The following is a 22,261-nucleotide window of genomic DNA, read 5'->3' as shown; positions in this document are numbered from 1 at the left end:
AGCCGAACTTTCCTTCTGGCCTCCCTCGCCGGTCGAATTGATGATGCCGTCCACCCGGTTGGGCTCGCGCACATCTTCGATCCGGCTTGACCGTAGCAACGACGGCCAGGACCACACGGTTTTGCCGTACGCGCATTCGTGAGCGCCACAGGGTCGACAGCATCGTGCACGTAGCCATCGAATGTTGGCGCGACGAACTGAACAGCGCCGTTCGTCTGCACGCGGGTGTCGGGCTCACAGGGACTACCCGCCCTGCCCGCACCTCTCGTGCCGACGCTGCCGCGTCCACCGCAAGCCCGGCTCGCGATCAAGACGACCTCGAGATCGCCCCTCCTGGTTGAGCCGGGATAGCCGACACATACGCCGAAACCGAATTTCGGTAAAGTGGAATATTTTCAAGTGAGGGGATTGACAGGGGGCGACACAAGGTCGTCGAGATCCGCTCGCCTTCGAAGCGCAAGAGGCTCGTTTGCGCCTCAATCGTGAGCGCCGGATATTTCGTCATGCTTCAAGTGCCGCCTGCGGATATTGCGGGTGACGATCCAGATCACCGCGACGGCGATCGGCACGAAGATCGCGGTTGCCAGCGAAGGCTCGACATGCAGGCCGCCGTCATGGGCGCCCTTGGCGAGATAGCCGAACAGGCTGACGACGTAATAGCCGATGGCCGCCACCGACAAGCCTTCGACCGTGCTCTGCAGCCGCAATTGCAACCGGGTGCGGTCGTTCATCGAGCGCAGCAGATCGCGGTTCTGCTCCTCGAGCTCGACGTCGACGCGTGTCCGCAACAAATCAGCCGCGCGCGCGAGCTTGATCGACAGGTCGGCCTGCCGGTCCTCCATCGTCGCACAGGTGCGCATGGCCGGTGCCATGCGACGGGCGAGGAAGGAGGACCAGGTCGGATAGCCCGCGATCTCGCCGCCTTCGATCACCGCGAGGCGAGCCTGCACGATCTCGTTGTAGGCCCGGCTGGCGCCGAACCGAAACGAGCTGCCGGCCGCGCCCCTTTCGAGCGAAGCCGCCAATGCGGTCAGTTCCGTCAGGAGATGATTGTTGAGCTTGAGGTCTTCGGCGCCTTGCATCTCCTAGGATGCGAACGAAACCCTGATCGTCGGTGCGAAAGTCGGATGCGACGACCGCGGGTCCGCTGCGGACCGCCGCGATGGCGAGGCTGCCTCTTTCGAACAGCTGCTGCGCACGCTCCAGCGCCGCCGAGGTCTGCTCGACCTCGAGCTTGACCGCCACCAGCAATTGCCCGGACTGGCGCAGCGACCGGATCAGCGCGGCGGACTCGGCGTCGATCTCGCCGAACCTGCGAGCCGACGTCTCGGAGCCGCCCAGGATCCAGGTGAAGGTGCTGAACTCAGAATGCTGCTCCCAGCGCAGCTGGGTGGTGCCGATCGTCACCTGGTGATGCTTGGTCCCGTCCTCCGGCGGCGCCTGCCCGTGCGAGGTGCAGAACGCCACGAACTCTTGCCGGTCCGCCGCCGCGACCTCGCCCTGGCCCAGAAAAGCAAAGCGGAGCACCGTGACCGGCGCCGTCAGCCGGGTGAATGGGCGAGCATGCACCTCGGCCAGCACCGCGCCGCGCTGCGGATGCAGTTCAAACTCGGCGAGATCGAGGTCACGGATCATCGGCGGTCCCCTGCTGCGCTTTCAGGCTGCGACGTGCCGCCATCTGGCCGTTCACTACCACAACCCACCCATGGTCCAGCAATCCCGGATGCGCGACCCGCGCAAACCTAGAACGCCCCGGCGATGGTAACCCGGAACGTCAACGGCTCCACGGGATGCAGCGCGTAGTCCATCACGCCGTTCTGACAGACCGAAGCCGGCGCGGTGCCTGATGTGCAGAGGTTGTAGAGCGTATCAGTCTTGAGCAGCGAGCCATAGGCATAGGTGATCTGGTTCGCCCTGGTGTTGAAGAGGTTGAGCACGTCAAGCTGGAGGCGCCAGCCGTTGTCCATGCGATAGCCGAGACGGCCGTTGAAGATGCTGGTCGCGGAGGAGCGGAACGCGTTGTCCTCCGTCAGCGGGCTCGACGCCAGATAGCGCCAGCGCAAGGTTCCGAACCAGCCTGTCCGCTCGCCCAGCGTGACGCCGGCCGACGCCACCATCGCCGGCGCGTTCGGAATGTAGTTGCCGGGTGCGTTGCCGATCTGCGCCTCGGGATAGCCGGCGAGCGAGGCATAGACCTCGGCCTGCTCGCTGTTATAGCCGCGGAATCGCGCATGGGTCATGGCGAGATCGGCATCGATGTCGATCCACGATCTCGGCCGATAATGGTTGGTCCATTCAAAGCCGTAGCGGCGGCTGGCGCGCGTCGCCGACGTGTCGCCGGCATCGCCCGCGAACAGGATCTCGGAATCCTGGTCCAGGATGAAGACGCTGAGCGAGGTGTCCAGGCCGGGAACGATCCTGCTGCGCACGCCGACCTCCGCGCCCTTGGTCCGGACCAGGAGCGGCGACGGCGTGAGCCTCGTCGCGGGATCGCTGGGGTCCTCGGTCGTGGTCGCGCCGCGGGCGTCGTTGGAGTGCATGCCGTAGCCGGCGCCGAGGAAGAACTCGGTCTGGCTGAACGGACCCAGCACCATCCTGAATTTCGGGCTGCCGAGCGCGGCGTCGGCGCGGCCGGAATTGCCGGCATTGAACCGCGAGGTGACGTCGGCGGCATAATAGTCGCCGCGCCAGCCCACCGTCGTTCTGAGCCAGTCGGTCCAGCGCACCGTGTTCTCGGCGTAGAGGCCGACGCTGCCCTCGCCGACCTTGTCGCTGCGGACGTTGGAGAGGAAGCCGCGCTGGAAAGTGTTGCTGAGCGCGAGATCGATCGCATCGTAGCGCGATTGCAGGCCGAGGGTGGTCTGCATCGGCAGGCCGGCGAGCGAGCCGTCCAGCGTGCGCGAGACATTGGCGCCCGCCATCAGGCGATCGTCGTGCTGGTGGAACTGATCGCCGAGCACGGGATCGCTGAGGAAGTAGGTGAAGTTGTTGAAGAGATCGAGCTGGCTCTTCACCACATAGGCGTTGGCTCGCCACGAGCCGAGTTCGTCGGTCTGCGCAATGCGGCCTGACAATGCAAACCGGTTGGCGTTGCCGCCGTCGGTCCGATCTTCCGAACCGAACCGATCGAGCAAGCCGCCGGTGATCGCACGCTGCGGCACCTGATCGGTCGAATTCCAGGCGTTCGTGTAGGCCATGCCGGTGACGGACACGCCATCGGTCGCGGTGCCCTGGCTGTAGCGCACGAGACCGTTGAGCTTTCGCACATTGTCCGGATTGTCCCACGGGCCGTCGTAGGTGCCGATCTCGCCGGCCACGAGCAACGCGCCGTCGCCGAGCTTCGCGGAATCCATGCCGAGCATGCGGCGGTAGCCGAAGCTGCCGACGGTGACCTGCGCCAGTCTCCTGGTGCGGTCGATCAGGCCGACATGGACGCTGCCGACCGAGGCGAAATCGCCCTCGTCGGCGAAGTAGGGACCCTTGCGCACGTCCACCGCCGCGATGGTTTCCGGGATCAGCCAGTTGAGATCGGCATAGCCCTGGCCGTGCCCGTGGGTGCGCATGTTGACGGGGACGCCGTCGACGCTGATGGCAAGGTCGGTCCCGTGATCGAGATTGTAGCCGCGCAAAAAATACTGGTTGGCTTTGCCCTCGCCGGAATGCTGCGTCACGATGAGACCCGGCACCGCTTCGAGCGCTTCGCCTGGCCGCGTGAAAGGGCGGGCGTTGAGCTCCTCGCCCGAGACGGTGATCTCGCTGGCCATGCCGGGCTGGCGCTTCGCACCCGAGGCAACGCTGCGGACATCCGCGCCCTGCGCCGCCGCTGGATACACAAGGATGCGGTGGCCGGCCGCGGGCGGCTTGCCGGTGCGGCGCGCTGCAGCCGGCTTCTTTCGCGCCGACGTTTCGCCGCCAGCGATCTCGATTGGCGGCAGTTCGCCCGAGGTCGGACTGCCCTGCGCCAGGGCGCGGCCGTCGTCGGCGAGCAGCAGCAGGGCCGACAGGGCCGTCAGCGCGCCGCCACGACCGGGCTCACACCGCTTCGGTCGCATCGGCGCATTCCAGAGCTTCCGCTGCGGCCTGGGGCCGGCCACTCTCGAAGGTACGGCGATAGAGCACGACCGAGACCAGCCAGGCGATCGCAAACAGCGCGACCACGGCGAAGCCGACATTGGCGAGCGACTCGTTGAGGCCCTCGACCAGTGTCCAAATCGTCCCCGACAGGCCGAGCCGGTCGGCGGCCAAGCCGAGCGCCTCGATGCCGCCGATCAGCAGCGCGACCGCCACGGAGGCGCCGGTGATCGTGAGGTTGTACCAGAGCTTGCGCAGGGGATCGACGAACGCCCATCGATAGGCGCTCACCATCAGCGCGGAATCGGCAGTGTCGACCAGCGCCATGCCGGCTGCGAACAGCGCAGGGAAGACCAGGATGTCCGCGAGCGAAGCGCCGCGCGCGGCTTCGGTGGCGGAGATGCTGAGCAGGCCGATCTCGGTCGCTGTGTCGAAGCCCAGTCCAAACAGGAATCCGAGCGGATACATGTGCCAGGGTTTGGTGACCAGGCGGAACAGCGGCCCGAGCAGTCGGGCGAGGACGCCGCGATTGGCGAGCAACCTCTCCAGTCCTTCAGCGTCGTGAACCCCCTGCTCCCGTGCGGTGCGAAACGTCCGCCACAGACCGACGAAGATGACGAGATTGATGGCCGCGATCACGAGCAGGAACAGCGCCGACACCGACGTGCCGATCAGGCCGCCGATCTCCCGGAGCAGGCTGTCGCCGCCAAGGCTCACCACGCCGAACGCAAGCAACAGGGTCGCGACCACGACGACTGTGGAATGGCCGAGCGCAAAATAGAGGCCGACGCTCTGCGGCGCGCCACCCGTCTGCATCAGCTTGCGCACGACGTTGTCGATGGCGGCGATGTGATCGGCATCGACGGCATGACGCAGACCGAACACCCAGGCCAGCAGCGCCGTCGCCAGCAACGTCGGCCGGTCGCCGAACAGCGCGAAGGCCCAGGCCCATGCCGCGACGTTGGCGGCGACGAGCCCGCCGAACAGCACCAGCGTGCCGGATTCGATCGCCCGCAAACTCTGCCTCACCGCCTGCTCCATCCGCCCCGTCCCACAGTATGACGTTTATCAAGAACCCTCATACTGGCAAGAGCAAGAGCCGCGCCACTTTCGACCTGACGGTCGAAGGCGCATGGATGGGAAAGCTACCTCATTGATTCAACAGACGATTCATGTTCCGGCGCGGCGCGGCGCCGGGCACGGATGAGCTGCGCCGATTGGCAAGCAAGTATCCACCTCGCCGACCAAGTTGACCGTTCCGCGGACGTTGCCCACGACTCCCGCGACCGCCGTCACGCGCGGCCGGAGCCGTTTCACATGTCCACGGTCATCGACAGCAGATAGGTGCGTGGCGCTCCCAGGAAGAACGTTCCGAACGAGGCCACGCTGGACCAGTAACTCTCACCGGTCACGTTCTGAATGTTGGCGCGGAAGACCGTCTTCCTGCCGTTGATCGCCGTGGTGTAGCGGGCGCCGAGATCGAGCCGCGTCCACTCCGGAATCGGCTGCTTGTTGGCGGTGTCGATGAACTGCCTGCCGGTGTAGATGACGGCTCCGTTCAACGTGAGCTCTCTCATCCACGGCAGATCCCATTCCATGCCGATATTGGCCTGAACGTTCGGAACGCCGATCGGCGTGTGGCCCACATTCGTCGCGACGGCAGTCTTTGTCAGCGTGCCGTCGAGCAGCGAAACGCCTCCGAGCACGCGCACGTCCGGCATGAGCTCGCCGTAGACGTTGAGCTCGAGCCCGCGTACCTGCTGTTCGGCGGTCGCCGCGAAGCGCCCGGCGGACAGCTCGCCGCTCGCCTTCGAGATCTGGAAGGCGCTGAACGTCGTTGCGATCCGGCCGAAGTCCACCTTGACGCCGGCTTCGTACTGCTTGGCGACGTAGGGCTGCAGCACCTCGCCGAAATTGGATGCGTTCTGGGGAGCCACGTCGCCTCGCGCGAGGCCTTCGACATAATTCGCATACAGCGAGACATTCTCCACCGGGCGGACAACGAGGCCGACCACCGGGGTAACCGCGCTCTTGTCGTAGGACGACGTCAACGTCCCGACGTTGGAGAGGTAGTTGTGCGCCTCGATGCCCTGGCGCCGGACACCCAGGGTCAGCAGCACACGCTCGTCGAGCACGGATAAGGTGTCAGCAATGGAGAGACCGGTGAGCTCGCTGTCTGAGAGCCGCGGGCGGTCGCTGATCTCGTTGGCGAACTGGGTCGGCGCGACGGTCGGATTGTAGATGTTCGACGTGACCGGGCTGCCGTTGGTCAGCCGCCGGTGCAGTTCGTCGTGATAAACCGAAGCCTGGAAGGCCACGGAATGATGGACGAAGCCGGTATCGAAGCGGGCGCGAACACCGCCATCATAGGTGCTTCGATCGATGCTCAGTCCGAAGAATTGGGGCGTGGAGGTCGTGTTGCCGTTGGCGTTGACGATCGTCGGAAGGCCGAAGAACCGCTCGACATTGGTGCGGGATCCGCCGACATCCGCAAACAGCGTGACCTGGTCGCTGACATCGTACTCGGTCTTCAGCAAGGCGGATTGGTCGGTGATGTGCGACCATTCCCAGGGCTGGGTGACGTTCAGCCGGCCGTCCGGCGCCTTTGGCACCTGCAGGCCGGGAGCCATCAGGAAGGGACGTGACGGCGCATCGAACCGATCGGTCTGCGCGATCAGATAGAGCCAGGACCTGAACCGTTCGCCCCGATAGTCCAGAGCCAGCGATCCGACACCTGTCGCCTCGGATTGGCGATCGATCGGCGTGTCGCCGCCGCGGACGCTCCCGCTGGCGCGCACGCCCCATTCCTTGCCGTCGCCGTAGCGCCGCGCAACATCCCAGTGCCCGCCGAAACGAGCAGTGGAGCCGTAGCTTGCGGTGAGGCGCGTCAGGTCCTCTTCCGCGCGCTTGGGCACGATGTTGATGACGCCGCCCACGCCGCCATTGGGCGCCATGCCGGAGAGCGCGGCCGAGGGACCTTTGAGCACCTCGATGCGCTCGACGTAATCAGTGAAGATGCGATACGACGGCGCGATTCCGTAAAGACCCTCGAAGGCGAATTCACCGTTGTTGCCTTCGTTGATCGGAAATCCACGAATGTTGAAGGAATCCACCACGCCGCCCGTCGGGTGCGAGCTTCGCACGGACGGATCGAGGATCAAGGCATCCGCACCCGTTGCCGCCTGCTGATCCCGGATGAACTTGTCCGTGTAGCTCGTCGCGTTGAACGGCGACTTCATCGTGCTGGTGTTTCCGAGCAGTCCGAGCCGCGCGCCTTGAGCGACCTGGCCGCCGGCGAATTCGGGCACGACACTCGGTTGCGATTGCACCGCGACGGCCGGGGCCTGCGGCGCGCGCCGCGGCGTCGATCGGACGCGGGCGTCGCTTCGCCTTATTGGCGCACGGCGAGCCGCTTGCTGCGCTGGCGCATCGACGGTGACGGGTGGAAGCGTGCTGCCGCCTTGCGACGTCTGGGACCGAGCGGGCGATTCGAACCACGCCAGCAACGCCACGCCACCCAGCAGCGCCGCAGCAAAGCGAGCTACCGTACCGACCCCACCCGTACGCCGCATTTCAAGAAAATCCTTCATCGATAGCACGCGGCCCACCGTGAGGCGGTCGCTCGGCACGCAGGACGATGACGGATCATCGCTCTTCGCGTCCGAACGCGGCCGGCACGTGTGGCCTTCAACCAAATCGTCCGCAGCCTCACGCTTCGCGTTGACGGCCTCCGCCTGCAACATCGATGCTCAGCAATCTGCATCGCCTCTTTAGAAACACGCTCTCGTGACGGCAACGCAAATGCGTGCACGGCGATTTAGAATGTCTCGATCATGCGATGTAGTCGCGCTGCGACCTGGAAAGATTCCAAAGTTCTTCTTTGAAAGATTCCAAATCAGCGCTGCTGAAATTCGGCAGAGAGAATAGAGAGCGCAATCGTGCGGAGCGCGTCGGCCGCCTCGACGAAAATGGAACCGATCGCGTGAAGTGGCTCACATCCAACGGGACGATCCGGATGTATTGATCATGTCGGGTGGAGATGGCCGACGGAGATGCGCATGAACCGCGTCATGCTCTCGCTCATTGCAGCCCTCGCTCTGGCCGGTGCGGCCAGCACCATGCTCAGATCGCAAGCCCTGTTCGGCTCCGCTCGGAGCGGCATGGCGTCCATTCAGGACATGCAGACAGGCCAAACGGCCCGGCTCCACGAACAGGACATCCAGGACCGTTCCGTCTTGTTTGGCAAGGAGCCGGCCCCATAGCCGGCTGCCCGCGTTCGGGCTGCGCGCTCTACTCCGCCGGCGCGGTCGCGGGCTGCGGTTGCCCGTCGTTCGGTCCGGTTCGCGCGTTCTGCTGCTCGAGCCAGAGCCTGTGGTGCTCGCGCGCCCAGTTGACGTCGACCTCGCCCGAGCCCATGGCCTCGAACGCACCTTCCATCCCGATGGTGCCGATATAGATGTGCGCGATCATCGCGGCGACGAACAGGACCGCCACGATCGAGTGGACGATCTGGGCCATTTGCATGCCCTCGATGCCCGTCCCGTAGAACGGGAACATCAGCGCGTAGCCAGACGCTGCGACGAGTCCGCCGCCGATCACGACGATCCAGTAGATCATCTTCTGGCCGCCATTGAAGCGGTAGGCCGGCGGATGGTCATGTCCGATCAGGCCGCCGCCGCGTTTGGCCCATTCAATATCTACCTTGTTCGGGATGTTGCCGCCGATCCACATCAGGAAGATCAGGACGACGCCGATGGTGAACGGGAAGCTGAGATAGTTGTGCGCGTACTTGGCCCATTGCGACCATTCCGAGAATGCCTCGAAGCCGATCAGCGGCAGCAGCAGCGGCCGGCCGAACGTGATGTTCAGCCCGGAAATGGCCAGGACGATGAAGCAGCTTGCCGTCAGCCAGTGCACGAACCGCTCGAAAGCGTTGAAGCGTACGATGGTGCGGCCCGAGCGTCCGGCTTCGAGACGCACCATGCCGACGGTCAGATAGAAGATCACGATGGCCGCGATCATGCCGAGGATGGCAATGCCGCCGATCCAGGGCAGCGTCACATTGCGGAATTCGCGCCATTCCCGTCCCTGCGGCTGCTCAAGAACGCCGGAGCGCTGATCGGGAATGCTGACGCGGCCCTGAATCCGGTTGAGCTCCTGCAGAAGCTGCTGCTCCTTGACCGCGCTCGCGGTCGGATTGACTTGTTGTGCGCCGGCGGGCACCGCCGTGACCAGGAAAAGCAGCGCGAAGGCGCCCAGCGCCAGACGAACGAACCTTCCAAACGACGCCATGACGTCCTCCCCGGTATTGCGCGCCCTTCGATTGCCCATGTCAGGACTCGATCGTCTCGCGATAAGCGGTCTTCCAGCCCCAGGCGCCCGAGCCATAGCCGCGCTTCATGACGCGCTCCTTGTAGATTTGCGCAATGATCTCACCGTCGCCTGCAAGCAACGACTTGGTCGAGCACATTTCGGCACAGAGCGGCAGCTTGCCTTCGGCCAGCCGGTTCGCGCCGTATTTCTCGTATTCCTCCTTGCTGCCGTCGGCCTCGGGGCCGCCGGCGCAATAGGTGCATTTGTCCATCTTGCCGCGCGAGCCGAAGTTGCCGACCTTCGGATATTGCGGCGCGCCGAACGGGCAGGCGTAGAAGCAATAGCCGCAGCCGATGCAGAGATCCTTGGAGTGCAGCACCACGGCATCGGCCGTGGTGTAGAAGCAGTTGACCGGGCACACGGCCGCGCAGGGCGCGTCCGTGCAGTGCATGCAGGCCATCGAGATCGATCGCTCGCCCGGCTTGCCGTCGTTGATGGTGACGACGCGGCGCCGGTTGATGCCCCACGGCACCTCGTGCTCGTTCTTGCAGGCGGTGACGCAGGCGTTGCACTCGATGCAGCGATCAGCGTCGCAGAGAAATTTCATCCGAGCCATGTGCGTGCTCCTCTCAGGCTGCGACGATCTGACAAAGCGTGACCTTCGGCTCCTGCATGCCCGTTGCAGGATCGTAACCGTAGCTCGTGATCGTGTTGGCGCTCTCGCCCAGCACGATCGGATCGGTGCCGGCGGGATAGTTCTTGCGCAGGTCGACGCCGCCGAGCCAGCCGCCGAAATGGAACGGCATCCAGGCGACGCCCTTGCCGACGCGTTCGGTCACCAGCGCCTTCATCCTGGCGCGCGAATTGTTCTCGGCGCCGCTCACCCAGACCCAGCCGCCATCCTTGATGCCGCGATCGGCGGCATCGGCCGGGCTGATCTCGATGAACATGTCCTGCTGCAATTCGGCGAGCCATGGATTGGTGCGGGTCTCCTCGCCGCCGCCTTCGTATTCGACGAGACGTCCGGAGGAGAGGATCAGCGGGAATTGCTTTGCGATGCCCTTCTCCACCGCCGCCTTCTGCACGGAGAAGCCGATATTGGGCAGGCGGAACTGCCTGGCATCGGGCAATGTCGGATATTTCTCGACGAGATCGACGCGCGGCGTGTAGATCGGCTCGCGATGGACCGGGATCGGGTCCGGCAAGCCGAACGCATTCATGCGCGCCTTGCCGTTGCCGAACGGCACGCAGCCGTGCTTCAGCGCCACGCGCTGGATGCCGCCGGAAAGGTCGAGGGCCCAGGAGACCGCGTCCGGATTGGCCGGGTTGACCCGCTGGATCGTCGCCATTTCGGCTTCGGTCAGATCCGTGTCCCAACCGAGCTTCTTCAGGCTCGCCAGCGTGAACTCGGGATAGCCGTCCTGGATATCCGAGCCCTTGGAGAAGGATTTGTCGGCGAGCAGGCTCACCTTGCGCGTCGTACCGTCCGGCAGCTTTTCCTCGCGCTCGATACCGAAGCGTGGGCGGAAGGCGCCGCCGCCATCCATGACATGCAGGTTGTTGTTGTAGAGCAGCGGCGAGCCGGGATGCCTCACCTCGGGTGAGCCCCAACACGGCCAAGGCAGGCCGTAATAGTCGCCGCCGACTTCCGGATCGTCCTTCGGCGCGCGCATCGTTACCAGGTCGAACTTGTGCTGGTTCTTCATGTGCGCCTTGATGCGCTCCGGGGACTGGCCGCAATAGCCCGTCGACCAGCTTCCGCGGTTGATCTCGCGCAGCACGTCCTCGGCTACGGGGAGGTTGCTCTCTACCTTGATGTTCTTGAACATCTTGTCGGCAAAGCCGAGCTTCTTCGCCATCAGGTAGATGATCTCGAGGTCGTCCTTGGATTCGAAGATCGGCTTGACGATCTGCTCGCCCCACTGCATCGAGCGGTTGGATGCGACGCGTGATCCGGTGCACTCGAACTGCGTCGCCACCGGCAGGATATAGACGCCGTCCTTGCGCCCGGCCTCGACCGCCAGAGACGCCCACGTCGTCGGGTGCGGATCGGCGATCACCAGCAGCTCCAGCGCCTTCAGGCCCTTCATCGATTCCGGAATGCGGGTGATGCTGTTGCTGGCATGGCCTTGCACGAACACGGCCTTGACGTTGTCCTTCTGCGCGACGTCGGCCTTCGGCAACAGCGCGGCGTCAAACCACCGCGTCAGCGGGATGCCTGGGGTCTCCATCTGCTTCTTCTCGTCGAAGCGGGAGACCAGGTACTCGTAATCGACCTCCCAGACCCGCGACCAGTGCTTCCAGGCACCTTCCGCCAGGCCGTAATAGAACGGCAGGGTCACGATATCGAGGCCGACGTCGGTCGCGCCTTGCACGTTGTCGTGGCCACGCAGGATGTTGGCGCCGGCGCCGGCCTTGCCGACGTTGCCGGTCATCAGCAGCGCGATGCAGCTCGCGCGCACGTTGGCCGTGCCGACGGTGTGCTGCGTCTGCCCCATGCACCAGATGATGGTCGCCGGCTTGACCGTCGCGAACATCTTGGCGACGCGCTCGAGCTGCGCGGCGGGCACGCCGGTGACGCGCTCGACCTCCTGCGGATTCCACTTCTCGACCTCCTTGCGCAGGTCGTCGAAACCGTAGACGCGCTGGGCGATGAACTCCTTGTCCTCCCAGCCATTCTTCAGGATGTGCCACATCATGCCGTACAGGACGGGAATGTCGGTGCCGGGACGGATCCGGACATACTCAGTGGCATGCGCCGCGGTACGGGTCAGGCGCGGATCGAAGACGATGAAGTTCGCCTTGTTGAGCTCCTTGCCTTCGAGCAGGTGCTGCATGCTGACGGGATGCGCTTCCGCCGCGTTGCTGCCGATGAACAGCATCGTCTTGGAGTTGCGCATGTCGTTGATGCTGTTCGTCATCGCGCCGTAGCCCCAGGTATTGGCGACGCCGGTGACGGTGGTGGAGTGGCAGATTCGCGCCTGATGGTCGGTGTTGTTGGTGCCCCAGAAGGCGCCGAGCTTGCGGAACAGGTAGGAGCCCTCGTTGGTCATCTTGGCCGAGCCGAGCCAGTAGACCGAATCGCTGCCCGACTTCTCCCGGACCTGAAGCAGCTTGTCGCCGATCTCGTTCACCGCGGTGTCCCATGACACGCGCGTCCACTGCCCGTTCACGAGCTTCATCGGATAGCGCAGCCGGCGATCGCTGTGCACGAGCTCGCGCACCGAGGCACCCTTGGCGCAATGCGAGCCGCGGTTGATCGGCGAATCCCAACTCGGCTCCTGCCCGATCCAGACTCCATTGAGCACTTCCGCCGTCACGGTGCAGCCCACCGCGCAGTGCGTGCAGATGCTCTTCTTGACCACGGCGCCGGCCGCGAGCGGGCCGGCAGCGGCCGCTTCCGCCTTCCGCACGCTGCCGACCGGCATGGTACCGAGCGCAGCAAGGGCGCCGCCGGCAAGGCCGGACCTGCGCAGGAACGTACGGCGGTCAAGTCCGCCGCCCTGGCCTGCGAGGGTTTCGGCGACGGAGCCGCGGCGATCGGACCGCTGGTGTGTTCGCTTGATAAGCACGGGCAGCCTCCCTGTCAGGCCGGATAACGGTTGACGCGGTAGAACGTCTTGACGTGATCGGATTCCTTGTAGCGCGCTTTGCGCTTTTCATCGTTGTTCTCGCTGTCCGCCTGCGCGGACCCGACCAAAGGCGTTGCAAGCGTCGCGCCGGCGCCGACCGTGCCGATGCCGACCTTGCGAAGGAAGTCGCGGCGTCCGACCTTTGCTTTCGTCTCGTCACTCATCGCATCTCTCCCGGACCGACCCGCGTCGATCAGTTGGCGAATGTGAATGCTTCCGTCTCGATCTCGATGAAGGTGCGCCCGAGCGCGCCGACCGCCCGATAGAAGCGGACGTTGCCGGCACTCTCCATGTCGGCGAACAGCCGTCCCATCCAAGGCGACACGTGCTTTTCGAAGAATGCACGCTGCGCCTCGGGCGAAGCCTCGAAGCTGCCGTCGGCAAGTCCCGACATGATCTCGCACAGGATAGCGGCGTGATCCTCGGGTTCGGAATTGTTGGCGATCCGCTCGATGCCGAGCGCCGTCAGATCGGCGCGCAGGCGCGACAACGGCCGTTCGTTCAGGAAACCCGTCAGGTAATAGGACGCGTAGGGCAGCAATTCGCCACGGCCCAGGCCGACGAACAGATCGAAATATTCGCGCTCGACTTGCGCTGCGACCGCGCTCGCGGCGGCGTCGGCCAGCGCCGCATGTGCGCGCCCGAGCGGCGTTGCATCACCCGTCAGCGCAGCGAGTCGATCGAGCAGGCGCTTCGACGGAGGCACAGACAGCAGCGTCGCCAGCAGCGCGTATTCCTGCGCACGCGCGGCATCGACGGGATCGACCGGCTCAGTGGATTTTGCTTGCTCGCAGTAAAGATCGGGCCGCAGGTCGTTTCGGGAAACACCGGTCGCGGTTTCGACGGCGATCACCCGCTGTGCGGGCACGCGAGTCCAGGTCGAGACTGAGGGCTGGCTGATCCCGATTTTGCGCGCGAGTTGAGCGATGCCGCCTGCGGCATCAATCGCGCGATCAAGCCCGTCATCACGCACGTGGACCTCCCATCCAAGTCCCGTCTGCTTGATTATCGCTTTTGTTACAAAGCAGTACGCAAGCGTAATCCGGGTTCCGCGGACGGTCAATCGTTCCCCATAGGCAAAGCCTATAGCCTTTGGTCGCGTTGCTCAGCGCGGCAACGCGCCACCATGGCTGCGAGCTCTGATCGGCTCAGCATGGTCGATTGATCGGTCAATCGCCGTTGGTTGCGTTGCAACAGAGATGGCCAAAGGCTCCGTCGCCTCCGGCGGCTCGGCGACATCGGCGGTCGGTGCCGGATCGGATCGATGCAATTGCGGCGGAGAATCCGCCGCTTCGATCAAGGCCTCCGGTGCGGATTGCAGTGCCTCGCGGACACCGCCGACGACGCGATCGACCAGCGCGGCCAATTCCTCCGAGGAGCAATCCAGCGGCCCAAAGCCCGGCATCGCGGTCGGGTCGTTGAAGTCCCATGCGTTCTCCGCAAGCCCGACGAAGTCGCGAATGGCGGGATCGGTCGCCCAGGCGCGGCGAAGAGCCGCACGGCTCAATTCCTGTGGGATGTTCTTCCTCAGGAACGCGGTGATGTCGGTCGCCGCATTGATGTCGTCGATCGACGGCAGGCTGGAGAGGTCAAGCTCGCTCTCGGCATTCTCGGTCTCGGCCGGCGGCGCGGGCTGCGCCTCGGCAGGCTTCGCCGGCTCCGCCCACGATTCGCGCTTGCGGCGGGACCACCGCGAAAGGAACTCCTCCTCGCTCATTCCTGTCCGCCTTCGGGTTCGCGCCGGGCCAGCGCCTCCGGGTCGGCGCGCCGCCGCTTGCGCTTGACGAACTCCCGCTCGACATGATGCTCGGCAACGAACTTTTCAATTGTCTCAAGCAGCGCCTCCGGCATCGGCACCGCCTCGACCAGATTGTCGGCGGCTTCGGTGAAGCCCTCGCCCTCCGCGGGATCGGCGGTCACCGCCGCAACCGCATAGGGAAAAACGCCTTCCGATGGCGACAGCACGGTCCACAGGCTTGGATTGCCTGAAGCCAGATTGTCGCGATAGCGCGCCGTTTCGGACGGATAGAGCTCGATGGCGGCGCTGCCGGCATAGAACAGGGTCGTGTCGTCCTGCTCGCGAAGCACGGTCCAGGGCCTTGTGGTCGGCTCGTCCGGCAGCACGGCGATCCCGCGCCAGACGAAATCGACCCAAGGCGAGGCGGCCTTGCGCCGCTCGACCACGACGCCGACGGGAATCGAGAGGGTCGGCAGCGCCGCAGGGCTCATGTCGCCATCTCCAGGCGTTTCACCGGCAGTCCGGTCAGCAGATTCTGCGGCTTCAACCGGAGCTTCTGATCGGGCGTCATCGACAGGATCAAATAGACCGGCTCAGCCCCGACATCGTCGAGCGCCTGGCTGGAATCCGCAAAGGTCAGCCGGAACAGCGCGAGCACGCGGTCCGCGCTGCGCTCGTCGAGCTCTTCACCGCGCCAAAGACGATCGCCAAGCCTGGTGGCGTCGGCGTCGAGCCCGACATACCAGGTCAGCCTGGCGTCCTGCAGCGCCCGCAGCGGCTCGATCGTCACGTCGATGCCGAGCAGATGGGAGACCCAGCGCGTCATCGCCAGGGCCAGCGCCGCAGGTCCCCGCCCATCGGGCGTGAGGTCGAGCGCCATGTCGAACTGATCGCTGCGCTGCCAATAGGCCTGCGCATTGTCCTCGCTCAAGACCTCGACCGTCGCATCGATGGTCGCCCCCAGCATCGACATCAGAGAGAGCACCGGCGTCGGACTCCGGCCGCCGACGATCTCCTCGTCGCCGAGCAACAGGGCCTGCTCATGCGGCAGGACGCGCTGGATCCGGAAGAACAGCTCGGCCGCGCGCAGCACGAACGGATCCTCGCAGCCGTCGAGCGCATTGCGCAGGATGACGTGCACGAGCTGGTTGACGAACAGCGGCGGCAAATCGTTCGCGCCGGACCGTACGAATGCAAGATAAGCGGCTTCGAGCGTCGGATGCCGCACCAGCAGATCGCGAAACGCCAGCACGAAGCGCCAGTTCTCCCGGGCATCGGCATCCACGATTCCAGCGATCTCGTCAGCGCTGACGATGCGCCGTGGCTCGGCGAGCAATTCGCGGTGCAGCCGGCGTTCGACCGGGCACGCGTCCTCCGGCGGCATCAGCTCCGGCCGGGCAAAATAGGCCTTGAGGAACTCGTCGGTGACGCGAAGCCCGCCGCCCTCGTCGCGATCGAGCAGGTGATGGCCGCAGGCGATCCAGAAATCGTTCATCTGATGATCGGCTCCCGGCCCAGATCCGCTAGCTTGAGATCGCCGTCGGGCTGAACGTCGTCCTCCATTGCCATGAAGGAGAACGCCTTGCTGTGCCCCTGCCCTTCGCGGAGCTGCAGCCGGCGGAAGGATTCGCGCACCTCGCCATCGCTCGAGCTGCGGTGCACTGCAATAAGCGCGCTGATCGGATGGCTGCAAAGCGACTGCGCGAACGCGACCTCTTCTTCCGCGGCCGCCCTCGCAACGGCCATGTCCGGCGCGCCGAAACGATCGACGAGCTGCCTCGCCAGGAGATCGACCAGGCTGCGGTAGTCGTCTTCCGTCGCCGGAACGATCTGCGCCAGCGTCGACCAGCCCCAGGACTGCACCCCGAGGAAGCCGCCGCGAAACGCCGCGCGCGGCTTGCCTTCCAGCTTCGATCCGTCGCAGTCCCAGAAGCGGAAAGCGCCGGAGACGGCCCATTCGCCCGGCTCTGCCGCCACATCGAATATGAAGGTGTCGGAGGGATCGAGTGCGATGGTGCGCAGGAGCTTCATAGGCGTGGCCCTCCGAGCGCCGGATCGAGCCAGGATGGCGTCGCGAGCGCCCGCACGAGGTCGTTGCTTTCGGTCTTGTCCATGCCGAGGCGGCGCGTGAGCAGATTGCCGCGATCGTCGATGCGCTGAACTGTCTGCCTTTCACGCGGCATCCGCGTGAGATAGTCGCGCGCGAGGCTGTCAAAGCCATCGACGCGCCAGCCGTCAAGCGCCAGCATCAAATGGCGGGCGAAGCTCTCCGTGATCTGCGCCGCGCCGGCCTCGCCAAAGCCTTCCTGATCGAGGGCCGAGGCCAGCGGGTGAACGCCCGGTTCGTCATCGTTCATGGCGACGGTCCGGATCATCGCTGCGAAGACCAGCCAGGGCGGCGGCGTATCCTCGTCGGCATCGGACGGCCAGCCCATCCGGCCGCCGCCGACCAGCCCGCCGTCGATCCGGACCGCATCCGGCCAGTCGATCGTGATCGGCTTGCTCGGCGGCGCATAGGCGCGAAGTGCATCGGTGAGCGCGACCATGCCGGCGTAGAATGCGCGCCGCGCGCTGCGCAAGGGCTCGGCCGGCTCGAACACGACGGCGAACTCTGCGAGGTCGAAGCGGCCGACATAGACGAGCGTGCCGGCGCCGCTTTCCGGTGCAATGCGGCATGCGTGGGCAAAGGCGTCGCCGCTCTCACGCAGCCGCACCAACGTGAACGGCGGCGGCAAGTGAATCGGTTCCGCCACGGAAACATGGCTCACTGGGGTCGACGGCAGGCCGTCCTCCGCTTTCCTTTTCTTCCCGATGGATAATGTCTATACGAGACGAGAGGCCGGCGCGAGTCCGCCGCCGGCGTCCGAATGGCGGAGGGGTTCACCTGGAGCAGCCAGCGAAGACCGTCCTGATCTGCTCGTGCGAAGGCACGATGCGCCTCGACGCGGCCGCGATCCGGCGCGGATGTCCGGGCAGCGAGATCAAGAGCTTCAGTCATCTCTGCGGTGCGGAGCTGGATCATTTCCGCAGGATCGCGGCGGCAGAAGGTGCCTTGACCGTCGCCTGCACGCAGCAGGCGGCGCAGTTCTCGGACGAAGCCGGCAACCGGGGTGATGCGATCAGTTTCGTCAATATCCGCGAAACCGCCGGCTGGTCGCGCGACGGTGCGCGCGCCGGCGCGAAAATGGCCGCCCTGCTCGCGTCCGCTTCCGTCCAGGCACCGGACTATCCGCTTCTCACCTTGTCGAGCGAGGGCGTGGTCCTGATCTACGGACGCGATGAGGCAGCGATCGAGGCCGGCCGCCTGCTTGCCGATCACCTCGACGTCACCGTGATGCTGAAGCAGCTCGACGACACCGTGCCGCCCGCCGCGACGGTCTTCCCGATCGTGAAGGGGACGATCCGCTCCGCGAAGGGGCATTTCGGCGCCTTCGAGCTTGCGATCGACGACTACGCGCGTCCCCGCCCCTCCTCGCGCGATCGCTTCGTGCTGGATGCGGCGCGAAGCGGCGTCACCTCGCGCTGCGACATCGTGCTCGATCTTTCCGGCGATGTGCCGCTGTTTCCCGCGCACGATTTGCGCGACGGCTATCTTCGCGCCGACACCAAGGATCCCGCTGCGGTGCTGCGCGCCGTGCTGACCGCCCGCGATCTCGTCGGCAGCTTCGACAAGCCGAAATATGTCGATGTCACGCCCGCTCTTTGCGCCCATTCGCGCTCGAAGCGGACAGGCTGTCATCGCTGTCTCGATCTCTGCCCGACCGGGGCGATCACCCCCGTTGGCGATCATGTCGCGATCGACCCGAATATCTGCGCGGGCTGCGGCCAATGCGCCGCCGCCTGCCCGACCGGCGCTGCATCTTACACGTTGCCGCCCGCCGACACGCAGCTGCAGCGAATTCGCGCCATGCTGCTCGCCTACCGCGAGGCGGGCGGCGCGAACGCCGTGCTGCTGTTTCACGACGGCCCGCACGGCACGCCGCTGATCGATGCCCTGGCACGTCACGGCGACGGCTTGCCGGCGAACGTGCTTCCCTTTGCCGTCAACGAGCTGACACAGCTCGGGCTCGAGGCGATCGTCGGCGCCTTCGCCTACGGCGTATCCGCCGTGCGCTATCTGCTGCGCGCCAAGCCGCGCCACGATGTGAGCGGATTGTTGCAGACGATTGGCATGGCCGAGCCGATCCTCAGTGGTCTCGGATTTTCCGGCCGCCGCCTCGCCACCATCGAAACGGACGATCCCGACGCGCTCGGCGAGCATTTGACCGGCATCGGCCCCCTCGCGGCCGTCGCGACGCCCGCGACCTTCAAGACCGTAGGCAAGCGGCGCGACCTCTTGCGCTTCGGATTGAGCGAGCTGCATCGCCTGGCGCCGCAGCCGGTCGACGTGATCGCGTTGCCGCAGGGCGCGCCGATCGGCGCGATCCGCGTCGACGCCAGCGGCTGCACGCTGTGCCTTTCCTGCGTCTCGGCCTGCCCGACCGGCGCGCTGCGGGACGATCCCGATCGGCCCGTGCTGAAATTCATCGAGGATGCCTGCGTGCAATGCGGGCTGTGCCAGAGCACCTGTCCGGAAAAGGTCATCAGCCTGGAGCCGCAGATCGATTTCCGCGCGGCCCGCGCGCCTGCCGCCGTTCTCAAGGAGGAGGAGCCGGCGCTCTGCATCCGTTGCAGCACGCCGTTCGGCGTGAAGAGCACGATCGACCGCATCGCAGCCAAGCTCGAGGGCCGCCATTGGATGTATCCGGCCGGCGACAAGCTGGTCGAGACGCTCAGGATGTGCGCCGACTGCCGCGTCATCGTCACGAGCGAGCAGCAATTCGATCCGTTCAAGGGCGTTCCCGAACGAACGCCGCCGCGGACGACGGACGACTATCTACGCCAGCGCGAGGGCAAGGACTAGACAAGACCACCAGACATCAGGGGCAGGAAACCAGGGGGAAGCATCACCATGTCTCGTTTGATCACAGCTCTGTCGACGTGCATGATTTCCATCGCTCTCGGCGGCGGCGCGGCCGAAGCTGCCGCTCCGCCGCTGACCAAGGCACAGAAGGTTGCCCTGAAGCAGGCGATCGTCGGCTGCAAGGCCGAAGCCAAGGGCAAGAAGGTCGCGTGGATGTCGCGCCGCAAATACGTCAACCATTGCGTCGCGGAAGCGCTCAAGGAGCACCCCGGCATCGACGTCATTCAGATCCTCAAGCAACATCCGGAGATGAAGGATCTTCCGATGGACAATTGGGATTCGATCTGAGGCCGCGGCTGCTCATGATCATTCCGGAAAACGGCTGCGCACTTTTCCGGAGCATGCTCTAGCGCGACGTCACCCGGCCAAGGAAATCGGTGAGCGCGCGGCGATCCTCGGCCGAGCCGATGCGCTGCTCCGGCATCTTGGTGCCGGGGGTATAGGCGTTCGGCCCGATTTCGAACAGCTTCGCAACCGTCTCCGGCGTCCAGATGATGTCCATCGTCTTCAGGGCATCGGAGAAGCGGTAGCCCGGCAGCGACGCGATCTTGCGGCCATACAATCCGGCAAGCGTCGGACCCGCGCGCTGCACCTCCTTCTCCGACAGCGTATGACAGGCAACGCATGCCCGGAACACATCGGCACCATGATCGCCGGCATAGGCGGCAAGCGGATCGGGCGGCGATCCTGCCAGGATCGAGCCGATGGGCTCGCCGGTGCGCGCATTCCAGCGTCTGATCTTGCCGTCCGCGCCACCCGTCAGCAGCGTCTCGCGATCCGACAGGAAGGCTACCGACCATACCGGCAGTCCAGGTCCGATCAATGTTCGCAGCAGGCTGCGCGACCTGCGATCGATGATCGCCACTGTGCCGCCGATGCCGGCCGCAGCGATCAAGGCGCCGTCCGCCGATAGTGCCAAAGCCACCACCGGCGTGGGACCGGCCGCGACCTCGCCGCTGACTTTGCCCTCCCCTGTCAACATGCGCAGCCTGCCATCGACCGCGGCCGTGACGATCTCACCATCCGGCGCCACGGCCACGGCGTTCAGCGGCGCCGGCAACGTCACGATCTCGGGCTGGCCATCCGGCAAACGCCAGATGCGCAGCGCAAGATCGTAGCCAACGCTGACAAGCCTGCCGTCCGGCGTGAAGGCGACGCCGTTGACGTTCTGCGAATGCCCTTCGAGCAAACGCGACGTGCCGTCCGATAGCGACCAGAGCCGCACCGTCCGATCCCACGATGCCGAGGCGAGCAGCGATCCATCGGGCGAGACGGCAAGCGCCACGATCGGCGCGGCGTGTCCCTCCAGCACGCGGTCCGGCTGCGGCCGGCCCGCCGTCCACACCGCAATCCGTGCGTCCGCGCCGGCCGTGATCATGCGGCGGTCCTTCAGCAGGGCGACGGCATTGACGCCATCGGCATGATACCGAAGCACCTGCTCTGCACTCTCCGTCCTGAGCGACCAATGGATCGCGGACGTGTCGAAGCTGCCGGATAGAAGCTCCTCGCCGTCGGGAGAAACGGCAAGCGCCCGTATCGGGCCACCGTGCCCCGCCATGTCGGCGTGCGCGGATGCGACGGCAAAGACGGCCCACAGCGCGGCGGCCAATTTCGCGCACAGAGGTGATCTCGTCATTCCTGGCCGGCCCTGGTCAAATCCAGCTCCCAAGATTGCCAGAAGAGCCGGCCAAGATGAACATCGGAACCGGCCTACTTGGCCGGCGCCGTCGTGGTTTTCGACGATCCCTCGGGCGCAGCCTGCATTCCAGGCGGGCTCTGACCTTGCGGACTTGCGGCGGGCGCGCCACCCGATCCCGTATTGATCGGACCGGTCCAGCCTTGCGGCTGGAGCTGGCCCTTGTCCTCGGGCGGGGTTTGCGCAGCCGATGAGCCGGATTGTGCGGGTTGCGCCCAGACGCTTCCGGAAAGGCAAAGGGCTGCGAGGCACAAAGACGTTGTCAGCAGTTTCACGCGGAATCCTCCCATGTCCGTACTGAAATGGGCCAAGCCGCGTTCCGTTCCGAAGCGTGCGCCGCAATAACCGACTTTTGGCATCGGCCGGACGCTGGTTTCCGGCTGGTCACATCAAGGATGTATCGTATAGATGGCTTGATGTTCCGATCGAGAGAGTCCGAAGATGAAGGCTTTTCTGCTTGGTTGTGTCGCGGCCGTACTGATCGCGATTGCGGGGATGATGGTCTTGAACAGAGTGCAGGAGCCCGCCGCCCAAGCGTTTGCGACGACCAGCGTCCGCCTCTGACATCGCGCCAACAAATAGCTGGACCGATTCCTCGCGACACGCTTTTCGGGCTCATGCCGACATTGTGACGCCGCGCGACCGCCGATCGCTCGTCACGGCGAACAGCCGCAACTTGCCCGCATGGTGCAATTGCAGGATCGTGCGGCTGCAATCCTCGCGGTCGCGGTCGATGAACCGCCGCGATCGGGGCACGATATCCAAACGGATCTGATTTAAGAGTTTGGTAACGATACCAACATGGTTGAACGCATTGATGCAAATCGCACAGTGCTGGTGTCTCGCCC

Annotated in this window: 17 protein-coding genes and 1 pseudogene; 3 read left to right on the top strand and 15 right to left on the bottom strand. The window is 65.3% G+C overall.

Going from position 1 to position 22,261, the window contains the following annotated elements:
* Window positions 1–476: 476 nt before the first annotated feature.
* The 4 genes and pseudogenes from DCM80_RS23665 to DCM80_RS23650 all read right to left on the bottom strand — a co-directional run bounded on the left by DCM80_RS23665 (window position 477) and on the right by DCM80_RS23650 (window position 7,643).
* Window positions 477–1,635 (bottom strand): annotated as a pseudogene (locus tag DCM80_RS23665) (DUF3422 domain-containing protein).
* Between the two features lie 107 nt (window positions 1,636–1,742).
* Window positions 1,743–4,052 carry a TonB-dependent receptor gene (locus DCM80_RS23660; RefSeq protein ID WP_257193958.1) on the bottom strand — a complete coding sequence of 770 codons (2,310 nt, stop codon included), beginning with the start codon at window positions 4,050–4,052 and terminating at the stop codon, window positions 1,743–1,745.
* The gene (locus DCM80_RS23655) at window positions 4,033–5,112 is read right to left on the bottom strand and encodes a HoxN/HupN/NixA family nickel/cobalt transporter (protein ID WP_257193957.1); all 1,080 of its coding nucleotides are present in this window, start codon (window positions 5,110–5,112) and stop codon (window positions 4,033–4,035) included. Before DCM80_RS23655 ends, DCM80_RS23660 begins: the two co-directional genes overlap by 20 nt.
* Window positions 5,113–5,384: 272 nt before the next feature.
* Window positions 5,385–7,643 carry a TonB-dependent receptor gene (locus DCM80_RS23650; RefSeq protein ID WP_373569369.1) on the bottom strand — a complete coding sequence of 753 codons (2,259 nt, stop codon included), beginning with the start codon at window positions 7,641–7,643 and terminating at the stop codon, window positions 5,385–5,387.
* 486 nt (window positions 7,644–8,129) lie between these two features.
* Here DCM80_RS23650 and DCM80_RS23645 point away from each other — a divergent pair, with 486 nt between their 5' ends.
* Window positions 8,130–8,333 carry a hypothetical protein gene (locus DCM80_RS23645; protein ID WP_257193954.1) on the top strand — a complete coding sequence of 68 codons (204 nt, stop codon included), beginning with the start codon at window positions 8,130–8,132 and terminating at the stop codon, window positions 8,331–8,333.
* A gap of 28 nt (window positions 8,334–8,361) precedes the next feature.
* Here DCM80_RS23645 and DCM80_RS23640 read toward each other — a convergent pair whose 3' ends face one another.
* From DCM80_RS23640 to DCM80_RS23595, 10 genes are all read right to left on the bottom strand, one after another.
* Complete coding sequence (locus DCM80_RS23640) at window positions 8,362–9,363, bottom strand: formate dehydrogenase subunit gamma (RefSeq protein WP_257193953.1); 1,002 nt, start codon at window positions 9,361–9,363, stop codon at window positions 8,362–8,364.
* Between the two features lie 40 nt (window positions 9,364–9,403).
* Window positions 9,404–10,000, bottom strand: a complete 597-nt coding sequence (fdh3B, locus tag DCM80_RS23635; protein ID WP_027571966.1) for a formate dehydrogenase FDH3 subunit beta — start codon at window positions 9,998–10,000, stop codon at window positions 9,404–9,406.
* A gap of 13 nt (window positions 10,001–10,013) precedes the next feature.
* Entirely contained in the window at window positions 10,014–12,956 is a 2,943-nt protein-coding gene (locus tag DCM80_RS23630; RefSeq protein WP_257193952.1) for a formate dehydrogenase subunit alpha, read from the bottom strand.
* A 14-nt stretch (window positions 12,957–12,970) separates the two neighbouring features.
* Window positions 12,971–13,180 carry a twin-arginine translocation signal domain-containing protein gene (locus DCM80_RS23625; RefSeq protein ID WP_008553089.1) on the bottom strand — a complete coding sequence of 70 codons (210 nt, stop codon included), beginning with the start codon at window positions 13,178–13,180 and terminating at the stop codon, window positions 12,971–12,973.
* A 29-nt stretch (window positions 13,181–13,209) separates the two neighbouring features.
* Window positions 13,210–13,989, bottom strand: a complete 780-nt coding sequence (locus DCM80_RS23620) for a molecular chaperone TorD family protein (RefSeq protein WP_257198026.1) — start codon at window positions 13,987–13,989, stop codon at window positions 13,210–13,212.
* 132 nt (window positions 13,990–14,121) lie between these two features.
* Window positions 14,122–14,733 (bottom strand): DUF3306 domain-containing protein, encoded by a 612-nt coding sequence (locus DCM80_RS23615; RefSeq protein ID WP_257193951.1) that lies wholly within the window; start codon window positions 14,731–14,733, stop codon window positions 14,122–14,124.
* On the bottom strand, window positions 14,730–15,245 hold the full coding sequence (locus tag DCM80_RS23610; RefSeq protein WP_257193949.1) for a DUF3305 domain-containing protein: 516 nt from the start codon (window positions 15,243–15,245) through the stop codon (window positions 14,730–14,732). The genes DCM80_RS23615 and DCM80_RS23610 overlap by 4 nt, the downstream gene beginning before the upstream one ends.
* Window positions 15,242–16,249, bottom strand: coding sequence for a DUF6352 family protein (locus DCM80_RS23605; RefSeq protein WP_257193948.1), 1,008 nt, complete (start codon window positions 16,247–16,249; stop codon window positions 15,242–15,244). The genes DCM80_RS23610 and DCM80_RS23605 overlap by 4 nt, the downstream gene beginning before the upstream one ends.
* On the bottom strand, window positions 16,246–16,785 hold the full coding sequence (locus DCM80_RS23600) for a DUF6505 family protein (protein ID WP_257193947.1): 540 nt from the start codon (window positions 16,783–16,785) through the stop codon (window positions 16,246–16,248). The genes DCM80_RS23605 and DCM80_RS23600 overlap by 4 nt, the downstream gene beginning before the upstream one ends.
* Window positions 16,782–17,507: a biotin/lipoate--protein ligase family protein gene (locus DCM80_RS23595; protein WP_257193946.1), complete on the bottom strand. Its 726-nt coding sequence runs from the start codon at window positions 17,505–17,507 to the stop codon at window positions 16,782–16,784. Before DCM80_RS23595 ends, DCM80_RS23600 begins: the two co-directional genes overlap by 4 nt.
* 179 nt (window positions 17,508–17,686) lie before the next feature.
* Between DCM80_RS23595 and DCM80_RS23590 the strand changes: the two genes are divergently transcribed.
* Together DCM80_RS23590 and DCM80_RS23585 are read left to right on the top strand one after the other, a co-directional pair.
* Window positions 17,687–19,657 (top strand): 4Fe-4S binding protein, encoded by a 1,971-nt coding sequence (locus DCM80_RS23590; RefSeq protein WP_257193945.1) that lies wholly within the window; start codon window positions 17,687–17,689, stop codon window positions 19,655–19,657.
* A gap of 81 nt (window positions 19,658–19,738) precedes the next feature.
* Window positions 19,739–20,005 carry a hypothetical protein gene (locus DCM80_RS23585; RefSeq protein WP_257193942.1) on the top strand — a complete coding sequence of 89 codons (267 nt, stop codon included), beginning with the start codon at window positions 19,739–19,741 and terminating at the stop codon, window positions 20,003–20,005.
* 58 nt (window positions 20,006–20,063) lie between these two features.
* Here DCM80_RS23585 and DCM80_RS23580 read toward each other — a convergent pair whose 3' ends face one another.
* Window positions 20,064–21,353 carry a c-type cytochrome gene (locus DCM80_RS23580; RefSeq protein ID WP_373569421.1) on the bottom strand — a complete coding sequence of 430 codons (1,290 nt, stop codon included), beginning with the start codon at window positions 21,351–21,353 and terminating at the stop codon, window positions 20,064–20,066.
* Window positions 21,354–22,261: the final 908 nt, after the last annotated feature.

It is taken from the genome of Bradyrhizobium sp. WBOS08 (genome assembly GCF_024585125.1).
In the GTDB taxonomy this organism is placed as follows: Bacteria; Pseudomonadota; Alphaproteobacteria; order Rhizobiales; family Xanthobacteraceae; genus Bradyrhizobium; species Bradyrhizobium japonicum_B.
The sequence above is the reverse complement of the archived record's forward strand: the minus strand, read 5'-3'. Positions and strand labels throughout refer to the sequence as shown.

Bases quoted from the DNA above. Each gene is read 5' to 3' on its own strand.
- DCM80_RS23655 (WP_257193957.1), bottom strand. From the start codon at position 5,112: ATGGAGCAGGCGGTGAGGCAGAGTTTGCGGGCGATCGAATCCGGCACG.
- DCM80_RS23590 (WP_257193945.1), top strand. From the start codon at position 17,687: ATGCGCCTCGACGCGGCCGCGATCCGGCGCGGATGTCCGGGCAGCGAG.
- DCM80_RS23605 (WP_257193948.1), bottom strand. From the start codon at position 16,249: ATGAACGATTTCTGGATCGCCTGCGGCCATCACCTGCTCGATCGCGAC.
- fdh3B (WP_027571966.1), bottom strand. From the start codon at position 10,000: ATGGCTCGGATGAAATTTCTCTGCGACGCTGATCGCTGCATCGAGTGC.
- DCM80_RS23640 (WP_257193953.1), bottom strand. From the start codon at position 9,363: ATGGCGTCGTTTGGAAGGTTCGTTCGTCTGGCGCTGGGCGCCTTCGCG.
- DCM80_RS23585 (WP_257193942.1), top strand. From the start codon at position 19,739: ATGATTTCCATCGCTCTCGGCGGCGGCGCGGCCGAAGCTGCCGCTCCG.
- DCM80_RS23645 (WP_257193954.1), top strand. From the start codon at position 8,130: ATGAACCGCGTCATGCTCTCGCTCATTGCAGCCCTCGCTCTGGCCGGT.
- DCM80_RS23610 (WP_257193949.1), bottom strand. From the start codon at position 15,245: ATGAGCCCTGCGGCGCTGCCGACCCTCTCGATTCCCGTCGGCGTCGTG.
- DCM80_RS23650 (WP_373569369.1), bottom strand. From the start codon at position 7,643: ATGCGGCGTACGGGTGGGGTCGGTACGGTAGCTCGCTTTGCTGCGGCG.
- DCM80_RS23660 (WP_257193958.1), bottom strand. From the start codon at position 4,052: ATGCGACCGAAGCGGTGTGAGCCCGGTCGTGGCGGCGCGCTGACGGCC.
- DCM80_RS23600 (WP_257193947.1), bottom strand. From the start codon at position 16,785: ATGAAGCTCCTGCGCACCATCGCACTCGATCCCTCCGACACCTTCATA.
- DCM80_RS23625 (WP_008553089.1), bottom strand. From the start codon at position 13,180: ATGAGTGACGAGACGAAAGCAAAGGTCGGACGCCGCGACTTCCTTCGC.
- DCM80_RS23580 (WP_373569421.1), bottom strand. From the start codon at position 21,353: ATGACGAGATCACCTCTGTGCGCGAAATTGGCCGCCGCGCTGTGGGCC.
- DCM80_RS23615 (WP_257193951.1), bottom strand. From the start codon at position 14,733: ATGAGCGAGGAGGAGTTCCTTTCGCGGTGGTCCCGCCGCAAGCGCGAA.